At 69.7% G+C, this 15,508-nt stretch carries 11 protein-coding genes; 5 read left to right on the plus strand and 6 right to left on the minus strand.

The window, feature by feature from the left end; translation table 11 throughout:
* Positions 1-41 precede the first annotated feature (41 nt).
* Entirely contained in the window at positions 42-3,590 is a 3,549-nt protein-coding gene (gene dnaE / locus ACWDSL_RS45585) for a DNA polymerase III subunit alpha (RefSeq protein WP_450494640.1), read from the minus strand.
* 204 nt (positions 3,591-3,794) lie between these two features.
* On the opposite strand from dnaE, the gene ACWDSL_RS45590 reads away from it, so the two are divergent.
* The 3 genes from ACWDSL_RS45590 to ACWDSL_RS45600 all read left to right on the plus strand — a co-directional run bounded on the left by ACWDSL_RS45590 (position 3,795) and on the right by ACWDSL_RS45600 (position 6,830).
* Complete coding sequence (locus tag ACWDSL_RS45590) at positions 3,795-5,120, plus strand: DUF2252 domain-containing protein (RefSeq protein ID WP_450494642.1); 1,326 nt, start codon at positions 3,795-3,797, stop codon at positions 5,118-5,120.
* A 96-nt stretch (positions 5,121-5,216) separates the two neighbouring features.
* A complete protein-coding gene (locus ACWDSL_RS45595; protein WP_450494644.1) occupies positions 5,217-5,897 on the plus strand; it encodes a hypothetical protein in 681 nt (226 codons plus the stop codon).
* A gap of 96 nt (positions 5,898-5,993) precedes the next feature.
* Positions 5,994-6,830, plus strand: coding sequence for a thioredoxin domain-containing protein (locus ACWDSL_RS45600; RefSeq protein ID WP_450494645.1), 837 nt, complete (start codon positions 5,994-5,996; stop codon positions 6,828-6,830).
* A gap of 9 nt (positions 6,831-6,839) precedes the next feature.
* Here the strand turns inward: ACWDSL_RS45600 and ACWDSL_RS45605 are convergent, their stop codons facing one another.
* On the minus strand, positions 6,840-7,427 hold the full coding sequence (locus tag ACWDSL_RS45605; RefSeq protein ID WP_450494647.1) for a dienelactone hydrolase family protein: 588 nt from the start codon (positions 7,425-7,427) through the stop codon (positions 6,840-6,842).
* 44 nt (positions 7,428-7,471) lie between these two features.
* Here ACWDSL_RS45605 and ACWDSL_RS45610 point away from each other — a divergent pair, with 44 nt between their 5' ends.
* A complete protein-coding gene (locus ACWDSL_RS45610) occupies positions 7,472-8,593 on the plus strand; it encodes a mechanosensitive ion channel family protein (RefSeq protein WP_450494649.1) in 1,122 nt (373 codons plus the stop codon).
* A gap of 9 nt (positions 8,594-8,602) precedes the next feature.
* Here the strand turns inward: ACWDSL_RS45610 and ACWDSL_RS45615 are convergent, their stop codons facing one another.
* The 4 genes from ACWDSL_RS45615 to ACWDSL_RS45630 all read right to left on the minus strand — a co-directional run bounded on the left by ACWDSL_RS45615 (position 8,603) and on the right by ACWDSL_RS45630 (position 11,511).
* Entirely contained in the window at positions 8,603-9,073 is a 471-nt protein-coding gene (locus ACWDSL_RS45615; RefSeq protein ID WP_450494651.1) for a GNAT family N-acetyltransferase, read from the minus strand.
* Positions 9,070-10,008 carry an RluA family pseudouridine synthase gene (locus ACWDSL_RS45620; protein WP_450494652.1) on the minus strand — a complete coding sequence of 313 codons (939 nt, stop codon included), beginning with the start codon at positions 10,006-10,008 and terminating at the stop codon, positions 9,070-9,072. The genes ACWDSL_RS45615 and ACWDSL_RS45620 overlap by 4 nt, the downstream gene beginning before the upstream one ends.
* Positions 10,009-10,090: 82 nt before the next feature.
* On the minus strand, positions 10,091-10,669 hold the full coding sequence (lspA, locus tag ACWDSL_RS45625) for a signal peptidase II (protein ID WP_450494654.1): 579 nt from the start codon (positions 10,667-10,669) through the stop codon (positions 10,091-10,093).
* Positions 10,670-10,743: 74 nt separating this feature from the next.
* Positions 10,744-11,511 (minus strand): TraR/DksA family transcriptional regulator, encoded by a 768-nt coding sequence (locus tag ACWDSL_RS45630; protein ID WP_450494656.1) that lies wholly within the window; start codon positions 11,509-11,511, stop codon positions 10,744-10,746.
* 593 nt (positions 11,512-12,104) lie between these two features.
* On the opposite strand from ACWDSL_RS45630, the gene ileS reads away from it, so the two are divergent.
* Positions 12,105-15,242, plus strand: coding sequence for an isoleucine--tRNA ligase (gene ileS / locus ACWDSL_RS45635; RefSeq protein WP_450494657.1), 3,138 nt, complete (start codon positions 12,105-12,107; stop codon positions 15,240-15,242).
* Positions 15,243-15,508: the final 266 nt, after the last annotated feature.

Here is a 15,508-nt window from a genome sequence, read left to right on the forward strand (position 1 = left end):
GGCGCGCCCGTTCGGGCGCGCCCCTCCTCATGAGTGGTGGTTCAGCCCGCCAGGCAGGCCGGGCCCAGCAGCACCTTGAGGTCGCCGAACAGCGCGGGGTCGGCGGTGACCCGGTGCCGGTCCAGCCGGAGCACCGTGGTCTTACGCGCCCCCTGGAGCTTGATCCGCACCTCGGTGGAGCCCCGGTGGTGGGTGAGCACTTCGCCGAGCTTTTCGACCAGGGGCGGGGTGACCTTCACCGTGGGGATGGTGATCGTCACGGGCGCGTTGGCCCCGGCCTCGGACAGGTCGGGGACCATGAGCTCCATGGCGACCAGCCGCGGCACGTCCTCGCGCTTGTCGAGCCGCCCCTTGACGAACACGACGGTGTCCTCGACGAGCTGGGTGGAGACCAGCTGGTAGGTGGCGGGGAAGAACATGCAGTCGATGGAGCCGGCCAGGTCCTCGACGGTGGCGATGGCCCACGCGTTGCCCTGTTTGGTCATCTTGCGCTGCAGGCCGGAGATGATGCCGCCGATGGTGACGATGGCGCCGTCGGCGTGCTCACCGCCGGTGAGCTGGGCGATGGCGGCGTCGGCCTTGTCGTTGAGGACGTGCTCGATACCGAAGAGCGGGTGGTCGGAGACGTACAGGCCGAGCATTTCGCGCTCCTGGGCGAGCAGATACGCCTTGTCCCACTCGACGTCGGAGAACTCGACATCGAGCCCGAAGCCCGGCCCGTCGCCCCCGCCGCCGTCGTCGCCGCCCATGCCGCCGAACAGGTCGAACTGGCCCTCGGCCTCCTTGCGCTTCACCGCGACCACATTGTCGATCATGGTCTCGTAGTGCGCCGTGAGCCCCTTGCGGGTGTGGCCCATCTCGTCGAAGGCGCCGGCCTTGATCAGCGATTCGGTGGTGCGCTTGTTGCAGACGACCGCCTCGACCTTGTCCAGGTAGTCCGGGAAGGAGGAGTACTTCCCCTTCGACTTGCGACCACGGATGATCGCTTCGACAACGTTCGCACCAACGTTTCGGACCGCGGTGAGACCGAAGAGGATCACTTCGTCGCCCTGGGCGGCGAAGTTCGCCTCGGACTCATTGACGTTCGGCGTGAGCACCTTGATGCCCATGCGCCGGCACTCGTTGAGATAGATCGCCGACTTGTCCTTGTCGTCGCGCACCGAGGTGAGCAGCGCGGCCATGTACTCGGCGGGGTAGTTGGCCTTCAGATACGCGGTCCAGTAGGTGACCAGGCCGTACGCGGAGGAGTGGGCCTTGTTGAAGGCGTAGCCGGCGAACGGGACCAGCACGTCCCACACCGCCTGGATGGCCGCGTCGGAGTAGCCGCGGTCGCGGCAGCCCTTCTGGAAGGGCACGAACTCCTTGTCGAGGACTTCCTTCTTCTTCTTGCCCATCGCACGCCGCAGCAGGTCGGCCTGGCCGAGCGAGTAGCCCGCGAGCACCTGGGCGGCCTTCTGCACCTGCTCCTGGTAGACGACCAGGCCGTAGGTGATGCCGAGGACCTCCTTGAGCGGTTCCTCCAGCTCCGGGTGGATCGGGGTGATCTCCTGCTGGGCGTTCTTCCGCAGCGCGTAGTTGATATGCGAGTTCATGCCCATCGGGCCCGGCCGGTACAGGGCCGAGACGGCGGAAATGTCCTCGAAGTTGTCGGGCTTCATCATGCGCAGCAGGGAGCGCATGGGGCCGCCGTCGAACTGGAAGACGCCGAGCGTGTCACCGCGGCACAGCAGCTCATAGGTCTTGGGGTCGTCCAGCGGCAGCTCGAGCAGCTTGAGGTCGACGCCCTTGTTGGTGCGCACCATCTTGACCGCGTCATCCATGATGGTCAGGTTGCGCAGGCCGAGGAAGTCCATCTTCAGCAGGCCGAGCGATTCACAGGTGGGATAGTCCCACTGGGTCACGACCTGGCCGTCGTTCTTCGGCGAGAAGACCGGCACATGCTCGGTCACGGTCTCGCTGGACATGATCACGCCCGCGGCGTGCACGCCCATCTGCCGCACCAGGCCCTCGATACCGCGGGCGGTATCGATGACCTTCTTCACATCCGCTTCGTTCTCATACATCCCGCGCACCTCGGCCGCCTCGCTGTAGCGGGGGTGCTTGTCGTCGGTGATGCCGGACAGCGGGATGCCCTTGCCGAGCACATCGGCGGGCATGGCCTTGGTGATCCGGTCGCCCATCGCATACGGGTAACCGAGCACCCGGGCCGAGTCCTTGATCGCGTTCTTGGCCTTGATGGTGCCGTACGTACCGATCTGGGCGACCTTGTCGGCGCCGTATTTCTCGGTGACGTACCGGATCACCTCACCGCGCCTGCGCTCGTCGAAGTCGATGTCGACATCGGGCATGGAGACGCGCTCGGGGTTGAGGAACCGCTCGAAGATCAGGCCGTGGTCGATCGGGTCGAGGTCGGTGATGCCCATCGCGTACGCCACGATCGAACCGGCCGCGGAGCCACGGCCGGGGCCGACCGCGATGCCGTTGTTCTTCGCCCACATGATGAAGTCGGCGACCACGAGGAAGTAGCCCGGGAACCCCATCTGGATGATGACGTCCATCTCGTACTCGGCCTGCTTCTGACGGTCCTCCGGCACCCCGGCCGGATACCGCCGCTCCATGCCGCGCTTGACCTCCTCCTGGAACCAGGAGACCTCCGTGAAGCCCTCGGGCACATCGAAGCGCGGCATCAGGTCGCGCTTCTCGAACCACCCGGTGGCGTCGATCTGCTCGGCGACCAGCAGCGTGTTCCGGCAGCCCTCCTGCCAGGCGTCGGAGGAGTCGATGGCGTACATCTCGTCCGTCGACTTCAGGTAGTAGCCGGTGCCGTCGAAGCGGAAGCGGTCGGGGTCGGAGAGGTTCTTGCCGGTCTGGACGCACAGCAGCGCGTCATGGGCCACGGACTCGCGGGAGTAGGTGTAGTGCGAGTCGTTGGTGACCAGCGGGGGGATGCCCAGCTTCTTGCCGATCTCCAGCAGGCCGTCGCGGACCCGGTGCTCGATCTCGATGCCGTGGTCCATCAGCTCCAGGAAGTACCGGTCCTTGCCGAAGATGTCCTGGTACTCGGAGGCGGCCTTCAGGGCCTCGTCGAACTGGCCGAGCCGCAGCCGGGTCTGCAGCTCACCGGACGGACAGCCGGTGGAGGCGATCAGGCCCTCCGACCACTGGGCGATGGTCTCCTTGTCCATCCGGGGCCACTTGACGAAGTAGCCCTCCATATAGGCGTCCGAGGAGAGCCGGAAGAGGTTGTGCAGACCCGCCTTGTTGGAGGCCCAGATCGTCTTGTGGGTGTAACCACCGGAACCGGAGACGTCGTCCCGCTTCTGGTGCGGCTGGCCCCACTGGACCCGTCGTTTGTAGCGCCGCGACTCGGGGGCGACATACGCCTCGATCCCGATGATCGGCGTGATGCCCGCGCCCGTCGCCTGCTGGTAGAAGTCGTACGCCCCGTGGAGGTTGCCATGGTCGGTCATGGCGATATGCGTCATGCCCATTTCCTGGCAGGCGTTGAACATGTCCTTGAGCCGCGCCGCACCGTCCAGCAGCGAGTACTGGGTGTGGACATGCAGGTGCGTGAAGGGCGGCTTGGTCACGGTGGCAGACCTCCGGCGAACGGTCGATGAAGGGTGGGCGGAACAGCTCCGAAGGTTACCCCTCCGGACTGACAGCGAGTGGGCACCCACGAGTAGCCTCAGGCGTTGGGACGGAGGGAACGAGCCGTCCCGTTCGCGATCTTTGTCATGCTCTTTTCTTCACGTACTCACGTACTTTCTCCCGACACCAGGAGGCGCCCCGCGATGCCGACCCAGCAGACCCAGGCGGAACAGCGCGGCGAGCACATCCTCGCCGTCTTCGACACCGCCTTCGGCGAGCTGCTCGCCGCCGACCCGGCCGCCTTCCGCGTCAAGTTCCGCAAGATGGCCGCCTCGGCCTTCGCGTTCTACCGCGGTACGGCCAGCCTGTTCTACGCCGATGTGGAGCAGGAGCGCGAGGGCGGCCCCTACCTGGACGACCGCACGGGCCGGGTGTGGATCCACGGTGACCTCCACGCCGAGAACTTCGGCACCTACATGGACGCCAACGGCCGCCTGATCTTCAACGTCAACGACTTCGACGAGGCGTATGTCGGCCCCTTCACCTGGGACCTCAAGCGCTTCGCCGCCTCCGTCGCGCTGATCGGCTACACCAAGGCGCTCAGCGACGAGAAGATCAGCGAGCTGGTCCGGATCTACGCCGCCGCCTACCGCGAGCGTATCCACGCCCTGGCCACTGGCGCCAAGAACGACGAGGTGCCGCCCTTCACCCTGGAGACCGCCGAGGGCCCGCTGCTGGACGCGCTGCGTGACGCCCGCTCGCTGACCCGTTTCGGGCTGCTCGACTCGATGACCACGATCCGCGACTTCGAGCGGCGCTTCGCCTCCGGCGGCGGCTCGGTCGAGCTGGACGCGGCGACCCGCTACAAGGTCCTGGCAGCCTTCGACGGCTATCTGGAGACGCTGCCCGAGTCCAGCCTCGCCCGGCCGGACTCCTACCGCGTCAAGGACGTCGTCGGCCGCCGCGGTATCGGCATCGGCAGCGCCGGGCTGCCCTCGTACAACATCCTTCTGGAGGGCAACAGCGACGCCCTCGAGAACGATGTCGTGATCTATATGAAGCAGGCGCAGACCCCTGCGGTCTCCCGGCACATCACGGACGAGCGGGTCCGCTCCTACTTCCACCACGAGGGACACCGCACGGTCATCTCGCAGCGCGCCCTTCAGGCGCACGCCGACCCCTGGCTCGGCTGGACCGAGCTGGACGGCTCGGGGCAGCTGGTCGCCGAGATCTCCCCGTACGCGGTGGACCTCGACTGGTCCGATATCGACGACCCGGCCGAGATCGCGGCGGTCGTCGCCGACCTGGGGCGGGCCACGGCCACCATGCACGCGGCCGCCGACGACCAGAGCGGCCACTCACTGGTGCCCTTCTCCACCGAGCGGGCCATCGACGCGGTGATCGCGGCGGACGAGGGCGGCTTCGCGGAGCTGCTGGTGGACTTCGCGCACTCCTACGGCGCGCGGGCGCGGGCCGACCACCAGATCTTCGTGGACCTCTTCCGGAACGGGCGCATTCCCGGGCTGTGAGCACATACCAAAATTGGTAGGTGAGTGGGCGGGGAGCGATCCCCGCCCACGCTCTTGACGCCGTCCCTACACCCGATCGTGTGACAATCGACCCCTATGGACGGTACGGGACCGCTGCTGAGGGCACTGCGCGCGGCGCTGTTCACAGCGCTGTGCGTCACGCTGTCCTCCGCCGCCCACGTTCTGCTGTCGCGCACACCGCTGCCGCTGACGACCGTGGCGGCGCTGTCGGTCGTCGTCTTTGTGATCGCTTACGCCCTGGCGGGCCGGGAGCGCGGCTACTGGAGCATCGCCGCGCTGCTGGTCCCGCTCGAGCTGGCCGCCGACACGGTGTTCACCACCGGCCAGAGCGCCTGTTACGGGCCCTCCGGCGGCCCCGTGGCGGGCTCCCTGCGCGCCCTGGGCGTGGACCTGCTGTGTGGCAGCGGCGGGGTCGGCTCCCCGCTGGCCCGGGTCGCCGGGCCGGACGGCGCCGGCGCCCTCACGGCCGCCGTGGGCTCCGCCGCCCCCTGGCTGCTGCTCGCCGCCCATGTCGCGATCGGGCTGCTCGCCGCGGCCTGGCTGCGGCGCGGCGAGGCCGCCGTGGCCCGCCTGCTGACCTCGCTGGCCGCCTTCGCCTTCCGGCCGCTGCTGCTGGCCGTCGCGGTGGTCACCGCGGCCTTCGCGCCCCGCCGCCGCTCCTCGCGGCCGACGGGACCCCCGAGTCCGGCCCCGGCGCTCCCCCTCCTCGTGCACTCCGTCGTACGGCGTGGTCCGCCGTGCTCGGCCACTGCCTGAGCACAGCGTTTCCCACCACTTTCGTACGACTTCGTACGGACTCACACAGGTTTGTGCGACTCCGTACGACCTTCACACGACGGAGATCGATCCACCATGAGCAACCGCAACAGCCACCACAACAAGCAGGCCGCGCGCGATCGGATGCGCGCCGAGCGCGAGCGCCAGTCCAAGAAGGACCGGACGCGCCGCCAGCTGGTCGTCGGCGGCGCGGTCGTCGCCATCCTCGGGATAGCGGGCGGCATAGGTTACGCCGTCACCCAGATGAACGGCGGCGGGAACGCCAGCAAGGAGTGGAAGGCCGCCGCCGAGAAGACGGCCCTGGTGAAGCCCGCCCACACCACCGGCCCCCAGGGCACGACCGTGGTCGTCGGCGACAAGAACGCCAAGAACACCCTTCACGTCTACGAGGACATGCGCTGCCCGATCTGCGCGCAGTTCGAGCAGTACACGGGCACGACCGTGGCGAAGGACATCAAGAACGGCACCTTCAAGGCGCAGTTCACGATGGGCACCTTCCTGGACGACAAGCAGGGCATGATCGGGGCCGGTTCGAAGAACGCCCTGAGCGCGCTGGGCGCCGCCCTCAATGTCAGCCCGGACGCGTTCCTGGAGTACAAGTCCGCGCTCTTCTCGGCCAAGAACCACCCCACCCAGGAGAGCGACGACGCCTTCGCCGGCGACCAGAAGCTGATCGCCATCGCCCAGCAGGTCAAGGCGCTCAAGGGCAACAAGACCTTTGAGAAGGCCGTGACGAACGGCACCTACGACCGGTGGGCGCTGGCCATGTCGAAGACGTTCGACGACACCAAGGACGTGACCGGCACCCCGACCCTCAAGCTGAACGGCAAGGTCCTCACGACGGATCAGGGGGGCGTCCCGCTCACCCCGGACCAGTTCACCCCGCTGGTCCAGCAGAACCTGAAGAAGTAAGGCCGAGGGTCACCCCTCCGTCACCTCCGCGAGGAAGCCGAGCGCCACCTTCCAGGTGGCCTCGGCCGCCTCCTCGTCGTAGTCCGGCAGCTCAGGGTCGGTGAACAGGTGCCCGGCCCCCGGGTAGCGGTAGATCTCCACGTCCGCCCCGGCCCGCCCCATCCGCAGGTACCACGCGTTCAGCCAGTCGTGCGGCTCGAAGGGGTCCGGGTCCGCGACGTGCAGCTGCACCGGCAGGCCGTCGACCGTCGCGTCGTCGGCGATGTCCGAGGTGCCGTGCAGAAGCAGCAGCCCGCGCGCCTTCTCGTCGCCCAGCGCGAGATTCTGGGCGATCGACCCGCCGAGCGAGAACCCCGCGTACACCACGCCGCGGGCCGACAGCGGCGCGGCGGCCACCACGGCCCGGCGCAGCAGCTCGTCCTTGCCGATCTCCTCCTTGAGGGCCATGCCGTCCTCGGCGCTGTCGGCCGTCCGCCCCTCGAACAGATCCGGTACGTGCACCTCGTGCCCGGCGGCGCGCAGCCGGTCCGCGGCGGTGTGCACGGCGGGCCGCAGCCCGTACATCGAATGGAGAAGCAGGATCGGGGAACGGGTCACTTCGTCACTTCCTCGTCGCGTGGGAAGGATCAGGATAGGTGTCCATGGAGGATGTACTGCGTCCGCTCGTCGTCATCGGCGGCTCGCTCGCCATCACCCTGTCGGTCGGCTGGGCGGTCGACCGGCTGCTGCAACGCACCGACGCCCGCCACGCGGAGACGCCGCTGTGGGGCCTGCTGCGCCGCTGCCGGCTGCCGCTCCAGGTGACCGTCTGCTCGGCGCTGCTGCGGGGCTCGTACGACAAGACGCACGCCCGGGTGGTCCGGGAACACGGGTCGGGCATCGCGCAGCTGCTCGCGCTGGTGCTGATCGCGGCCACGGCGTGGCTCGCGGTGCGGGTCTCGGCGGCGGTGGTGGAGTCCTCGTACCGCCGCTATGCCGCCAGCGCGCACGACCCGGCGCGGGTGCGCCGGGTACGCACCCAGGTGACGCTCATCCAGCGGGTGGTGACCGCGATCGTCGGGGTGGTCGCGGCGTCGGCGATGCTGCTGACCTTCCCGGCGATGCGTACGGTGGGCACGTCCATGCTGGCCTCCGCCGGGATCCTGGGCATCGTCGCCGGCGTCGCCGCGCAGTCGACGCTGGGCAACCTCTTCGCCGGGCTGCAGATCGCCTTCGGCGACATGGTGCGGATCGGCGACACGGTGGTCGTGGACGGCGAGTGGGGCACGGTCGAGGAGATCACGCTGACTTTTCTGTCCGTGCGGACCTGGGACGAGCGCCGGATCACCATGCCGGTGTCGTACTTCACGGGCAAGCCGTTCGAGAACTGGTCGCGCGGCGGCTCGCAGAAGACCGGCGCGGTCGTCTTCCACCTCGACCACTCGGCGCCGGTCGCGGAGATGCGGGTGCGGCTGGGCGAGATCGTGCGCAAGTCCCCGGCATGGGACGGCCGGGACTGGAGCCTCGCGGTCACGGACACCACGCCGTCCACGATGGTGGTGCGGGCGCTGGTGACGGCGCGGGACGCGGACGACGCGTGGACGGTGCGCTGTGAGGTGCGGGAGCAGATGATCACGTGGCTGCGGGAGCACCATCCGTACGCGCTGCCGCGCATCACCACCGCGACCATCCAGCCACCGCGGCCCGCCGCCGACTCCGAGGAGCGCCTCACCCGCTTCGGCGGCGATCGCCACAAGGACGGCACACCCCCGCGCCGAAACTAGATCTGGAGGCTAGAGCGCCCTGCGCATGGCGCGATGCGGGATTCCGCTGCCCTCGTCGAATTCGGGGCCGTACGCCGCGTAGCCGAGGCGCTCGTAGAAGCCGAGGGCGTGGGTCTGGGCCTCCAGGTAGACCTCGGCGAGCCCGCGCCGCAGCGCCTCCGCCTCGACCGCGCGGACGAGGTCCGCGCCGAGGCCGGTGCCGCGGGCGGCCGGGAGGACCGCGAGGCGGCCGAGGACGGCGGTGGTGGCGCCGTCCACGCCTGCGTGACCGTACTTCTTGTCCGCGGCCGCGCCGTGGAGGAAGCGCACGGTGCCCGTCGGGCCCTGGGGGCCGGTGGCGAGGAGGTGGACGGCGTGCGCATCGTACTCGTCCATCTCCTCCGACTCGGGAATCCGCTGCTCGACGACGAAGACCTCGCGGCGCACCCCGCGGCAGACCTCGAGGGAGTCGGCGCCCACGACGTCGATCCGGTACGTCACGCGCTGTCCGCCCGCACGGTGTCCAGCGCCTGCTGGAGATCGTCCGGGTAGCGGCTCTCGAACTCCACCCAGCCGCCGCCCGGGTGCTCGAAGCCCAGCCGCACGGCGTGCAGCCACTGCCGGGTCAGCCCCAGCCGCTTGGCGAGCGTCGGGTCGGCGCCGTACGTCAGGTCGCCGACGCAGGGGTGGCGGTGGGCCGCCATGTGGACGCGGATCTGGTGGGTGCGGCCCGTCTCCAGCTTGATGTCGAGGAGGCTGGCGGCGCGGAACGCCTCGATGAGGTCGTAGTGGGTGACGCTGGGCTTGCCCTCGGCGGTCACGGCCCATTTGTAGTCGTGCTGCGGATGGCGGCCGATCGGCGCGTCGATGGTGCCGCTGAGCGGGTCGGGGTGGCCCTGGACGAGGGCCTGGTAGCGCTTGTCGACCGTGCGCTCGCGGAACTGCTGCTTGAGCAGGGTGTAGGCGAGCTCGGACTTGGCGACGACCATCAGGCCGGAGGTGCCGACGTCCAGCCGGTGGACGATCCCCTGGCGCTCGGCGGCCCCGGAGGTCGAGACGCGGAAGCCCGCGGCGGCCAGGCCGCCGATGACGGTGGGCCCGGTCCAGCCGGGGCTGGGGTGGGCGGCGACCCCGACCGGCTTGTCGACCACCACGATGTGCTCGTCGTCGTGCACGATCTCCATGCCCTCGACGGGCTCGGCGACGATCCGTACGGGCGGCGCGGCCTGCGGCATCTCCACCTCGAGCCAGGCGCCGCCGGAGACCCGGTCGGACTTGCCCGCGACGCTGCCGTCGACCTGCACCTTGCCCGCGGCGGCCAGCTCCGCCGCCTTGGTCCGAGAAAACCCGAACATGCGTGCGATCGCGGCGTCGACGCGCTCGCCTTCGAGGCCGTCGGGTACGGGAAGCGTGCGGATCTCGGGAATCGTACTCACCCGTCGAGTATGCCGGACGGCACAGCCCGGTTCGTACGCCAGTCCTCGGGCCCCCGGCCCCGACTCGGCCCTCGCGGGCGGTTCAGTCCTTGTGGACCGTGCCGTCCGGGTCCAGGCCGCGGAAGGAAAGAATGACGATCAGGAAGCCACCGCAGACGATCGCCGAGTCGGCGAGGTTGAAGACCGCGAAGTGGGCGGGCGCGATGAAGTCGACCACCGCACCCTGCAGCCCGCCCGGCGCGCGGAAGACGCGGTCGGTGAGGTTACCGAAGGCGCCGCCCAGCAGCAGCCCGAGCGCGATGGCCCAGGGCAGGCTGTAGAGCTTGCGGGCGAGCCGGGCGATCACCACGATGACACCGGTCGCTATCACCGTGAAGACGATGGTCATGGCCTCGCCGAAGCCGAAGGCGGCGCCCCGGTTGCGGATCACCTCGAACTGGAGCCAGGTGCCGATCACCTCGATCGCGTCGTGGTGCTCCAGTTTCGCCACCACCAACAGCTTGCTGCCCAGGTCGAGAAGGTACGCGAACGCGGCGACCGCGAGCAGCACCGCGATGCGCCGCCGCCCGCGCCCGGCCGGTGCCCCGTCGGCACCCGCGACGGCGCCTTCCTCGGCCTTCCCCGCTTCTGGCGTACCGATGGCCTGCTCCGCCTCTGTCACGTAAGTCCCTCAAACATCGTCCGGGCCAGTCTCCCCCTGGCTGAGGACGAGAGTACGGCACTCCCGACGGACGGTCAGCGCCGCTCCTGCCGCTGTTTGCACTCCACGCACAGAGTGGCCCGGGGGAACGCCTGCATACGGGCCTTGCCGATGGCGTTGCCGCACTTCTCGCACAGCCCGTACGTCCCGGCGTCCAGCCGCTCCAGGGCGCGCTCGGTCTGCAGCAGCATCTCGCGGGCGTTGCCGGCCAGGGCCAGCTCGTGCTCGCGCGTGATGTTCTTGGTGCCGGTGTCGGCCTGGTCGTCGCCCGCGCCGTCCCCGGAGTCCCGCATCAGACCGGTGATCGCCTGCTCGGACGTGAGGATCTCGGTCCGCAGCCTGCTTGCCTCGGCCAGCAGCTCGGTGCGCGCCTCGGCCACCTCCTGCGCCGACCAGGGCTCCTCACCCGGGCGTACGGCCAGGTCACCGGGGGCCACGGGGCCGCCGACGCCCACGCGGGCCTTGGGGACCGCGCCGGGCGCCTCGGGGGCCTGCTTCGCGGTCGGCGCCCCGCTCGGAGTCTTCTTAGCAACCACTTTCCTGGCTCCCGTCTTCTTCGGGGGCACCGCCTGCTCGGCCGGTGCGGCCTTCTTGGTGGCCTTTTTGGCCGTGGTCTTCGCGACCTCGGCCTTCTTGGTCGTGGTCTTATCGGCCGCACCCTTCCTCTCCACCGAGTTCTTCGTGGCCTTCTTGGCCGCCGTGGCGGGCGCTGCCGCCTTCTTCCCGGAAGCGCTCTTCTTGGCGGTCGTGGCCTTCGTCGCCTTCGCCGTGCTCTTCTTCACGGCGGTCTTCCTCGCCACCATGGTCGCGCCCCTTCACATATTGTGATCTTGCACGCGAATCGTTCCGGAACGATAAATCGACTTCAGGCACGCGGCAACGGGGCACGCCGCCCGATTCGCCCGGCTTGCCCGTGGGGCAACCCGGTCTCAATCGGTTGTGCCCCACCGCCCGCCCGGTAATCCGGCCATGAATCAGTACCGGGCGGTGACGCCCCGGCCGGGCGGAGTCCGGCACCCTGCGTATCGGCATTCGGGTCACCGCCCGGCTGCCCGTACCTCACCCGGCGCAGCCCGTAATCCGGTCGGCCCGGTGGTGCCCGGACCCGTACACTGGGCGAAGCGAAAGGTGTGGAAGGGGACGAGTAGCGTCGTACGCAGCCATGAGCGACCCGGGGACGGTGCGAGCCCGGGGGCGAGCGCGATGTGAAGGATCACCCCGGAGCCGCCGGAAGAACCCCCGCCCAGGGCCAGTAGAACCGGTGTCGCGACCCCAATGAGGGGGCCAGGAGCCAGCCCATCGCTCCCGGCCAAGGAGGGTGGTACCGCGGGAGCGCGAGCTCTCGTCCCTCCGACGGAACGCAAGCCCCGCACGTGTCCGCCGGAGGAAAGATCCGATGACGCAGTACCGCCAGGTGCCCGCCCAGGTCGACCTGCCAGCCCTCGAGCACGCCGTACTCGACTTCTGGCGGGAGAACAAGATCTTCGCCCGGAGCCTCGAGCAGTCCGCGGGGCGGCCCGAGTGGGTCTTCTACGAGGGCCCGCCGACCGCCAACGGCATGCCGGGCGCCCACCACATCGAGGCCCGCGTCTTCAAGGACGTCTTCCCGCGCTTCCGCACCATGCGCGGCTACCACGTCGAGCGCAAGGCGGGCTGGGACTGCCACGGCCTGCCGGTCGAGCTGGCCGTCGAGAAGGAGCTCGGCTTCAGCGGCAAGCAGGACATCGAGGCGTACGGCATCGCCGAGTTCAACGAGAAGTGCCGTGAGTCGGTCGGCCGGCACATCGACGCCTTCGCCGACCTCACCACGCGCATGGGGTACTGGACCGACCTCGACGGCGCGTACTGGACCATGAACCCCGAGTACGTCGAATCGGTGTGGTGGTCGCTCAAGGAGATCTTCAACAAGGGGCTGCTGGTCCAGGACCACCGGGTCGCCCCCTGGTGTCCGCGCTGCGGCACCGGCCTGTCCGACCACGAGCTGGCGCAGGGCTACGAGACGGTCGTCGACCCGTCGGTCTTCGTCCGCTTCCCGCTGACCTCCGGCCCGCTGGCGGGCGAGGCGGCGCTGCTGGTGTGGACGACCACGCCGTGGACCCTGGTGTCCAACATGGCCGTCGCCGCGCACCCCGATGTGCGCTATGTGGTCGCCACCGACGGCCAGGAGAAGCTGGTCGTCGCCGAGCCGCTGCTGGAGAAGGCCCTCGGCGAGGGCTGGACCGCGACCGGGCAGTCCTTCACCGGGGCCGAGATGGAGCGCTGGACCTACCAGCGCCCGTTCTCCCTGGTGGATGTCGAAGGCGATGCGCACTTCGTGGTCAACGCCGAGTATGTGACCACCGAGGACGGCACCGGCCTGGTCCACCAGGCCCCCGCGTTCGGCGAGGACGACCTGCGCACCTGCAAGGCGTACGGTCTGCCGTACCTCAACCCGGTCCGCACGGACGGCACCTTCGAGGAGGGCGTGGAGCTTGTCGGCGGCCAGTTCTTCAAGAAGGCCGACGAGCCGCTGACGGCCGATCTGGACGCCCGCGGCCTGCTGTTCCGGCATGTGCCCTACGAGCACAGCTACCCGCACTGCTGGCGCTGCCACACCGCGCTGCTCTACTACGCGCAGCCGTCCTGGTACATCCGCACCACCGCGATCAAGGACGCGCTGCTCCGCGAGAACGAGCGGACGAACTGGTTCCCCGAGTCGGTCAAGCACGGCCGCTACGGCGACTGGCTGAACAACAACATCGACTGGGCCCTGTCCCGCAACCGCTACTGGGGCACCCCGCTGCCCATCTGGCGCTGCGCCGAGTCCCACCTCACCTGCGTCGGCTCCCTCGCCGAGCTCTCCGAGCTCACCGGCACCGACCAGACGGGCCTGGACCCGCACCGGCCGTTCATCGACGAGGTGACCTTCACTTGCACCGCCGAGGGCTGCGAACTGGAGGCCGTACGGGTCCCCGAGGTCATCGACGCCTGGTACGACTCGGGCTCGATGCCCTTCGCCCAGTGGGGCTACCCGTACCGCAACAAGGAGATCTTCGAGAAGCGGTACCCGGCGCAGTTCATCTCCGAGGCCATCGACCAGACCCGAGGCTGGTTCTACACCCTGATGGCGGTCGGCACGCTCGTCTTCGACAAGTCGAGCTATGAGAACGTGGTCTGTCTCGGACACATCCTGGCCGAGGACGGCCGGAAGATGTCCAAGCACCTGGGCAACACCCTGGAGCCGATCCCGCTCATGGACCAGCACGGCGCGGACGCCGTCCGCTGGTTCATGGCCGCCGGCGGCTCGCCGTGGGCCGCGCGCCGGGTGGGCCACGGCACCATCCAGGAGGTCGTCCGCAAGACGCTGCTCACCTACTGGAACACGGTCGCCTTCCAGGCCCTGTACGCCCGCACCTCGGGCTGGGCGCCGAGCGAGGCCGACCCGGCCCGGGCCGACCGGCCGCTGCTCGACCGCTGGCTGCTGGGCGAGCTGGGCACGCTGACCGAGCAGGTGACGCAGGCCCTGGAGGCGTACGACACCCAGCGCGCCGGCAAGCTGCTGTCGGGCTTCGTCGACGACCTGTCCAACTGGTACGTCCGCCGCTCCCGCCGCCGCTTCTGGCAGGGCGACGCGGCCGCGCTGCGCACGCTGCACGAGGTGATCGAGACGGTCACCCGGCTGCTGGCCCCGCTCGTCCCGTTCATCACCGAGCGGGTCTGGCAGGACCTGATCGTCCCGGTCACACCGGACGCCCCGGAGTCGGTGCACCTGGCCGGCTGGCCCGAGGCCGACCAGGAGCTGATCGACCCAGCCCTCTCGACCCAGATGACGCTGGTGCGCCGCCTGGTGGAGCTGGGCCGCGCGACCCGCGCCGAGTCGGGCGTCAAGACCCGTCAGCCGCTGTCGCGTGCGCTGGTCGCGGCGTCCGGCTTCGAGTCGCTGTCCGCGGAGCTGCGCACGCAGATCGAGGAGGAGCTGAACGTCTCGTCCCTCGCCTCGCTCGGCGAGGTCGGCGGCTCGCTCGTCGACACCACGGCCAAGGCCAACTTCCGCGCGCTGGGCAAGCGTTTCGGCAAGGGCACCCAGCCGGTCGCCAAGGCCGTCGCCGAGGCGGACGCGGCCGCACTGTCGCTGGCACTGCGCGAGGGGACGGCGTCGGTGGTGGTGGACGGTGAGACGGTCGCGCTCTCCGCGGACGAGGTGATCATCACCGAGACCCCGCGCGAGGGTTGGTCGGTCGCCTCCGACGCGGGCGCGACGGTGGCCCTCGACCTGGAGATCACCCCGGAGCTGCGGCGCGCGGGGCTCGCCCGCGACGCGATCCGGCTGATCCAGGAGGCCCGTAAGAACAGCGGCTTGGACGTGGCCGACCGGATCGCGCTGCGCTGGGGCGCGGTGGACGAGGAGGTCCGTACGGCGCTGGCCGACCACGCGACGCTGATCGCGGACGAGGTCCTGGCGACGGACTTCGCGTCCGGCGACGGTGACTCCGGCTACGGCGAGGAGTTCTCCGACGAGGCCCTGGGCCTCACCTTCCGCCTCCGCAAGTCGTAGCCGCCACGAGGGGGTTGTTTCCTCACCCCGCCCCTTCCCGAACCATGGGGCTTCGCCCCCTGGACCCCCGGACGATGCCGGACGCCTCCGAAGGCGTCCGGCGAAGCCCCACACGGGCAGAAACCCAACGGGGCCGGGAGCGGAGCCCCAACGGGGTCCGGGGCAGAGCCCCGGTTTCGGGAAGGGGCGGGGTGGGGGAACACACCCCCGCGCTGGCGCACGAAACGGGCCGGGCCGGGAGCATCGCTCCATATCGGAAAAGCGTA

It is taken from the genome of Streptomyces sp. NPDC000941 (assembly GCF_053599555.1).

Excerpts from the sequence above, each read along its gene's own strand:
- ACWDSL_RS45610 (WP_450494649.1), top strand. The coding sequence starts at position 7,472 with ATGGAGGATGTACTGCGTCCGCTCGTCGTCATCGGCGGCTCGCTCGCC.
- ileS (WP_450494657.1), top strand. The coding sequence starts at position 12,105 with ATGACGCAGTACCGCCAGGTGCCCGCCCAGGTCGACCTGCCAGCCCTC.
- ACWDSL_RS45630 (WP_450494656.1), bottom strand. The coding sequence starts at position 11,511 with ATGGTGGCGAGGAAGACCGCCGTGAAGAAGAGCACGGCGAAGGCGACG.
- ACWDSL_RS45595 (WP_450494644.1), top strand. The coding sequence starts at position 5,217 with ATGGACGGTACGGGACCGCTGCTGAGGGCACTGCGCGCGGCGCTGTTC.
- ACWDSL_RS45600 (WP_450494645.1), top strand. The coding sequence starts at position 5,994 with ATGAGCAACCGCAACAGCCACCACAACAAGCAGGCCGCGCGCGATCGG.
- ACWDSL_RS45590 (WP_450494642.1), top strand. The coding sequence starts at position 3,795 with ATGCCGACCCAGCAGACCCAGGCGGAACAGCGCGGCGAGCACATCCTC.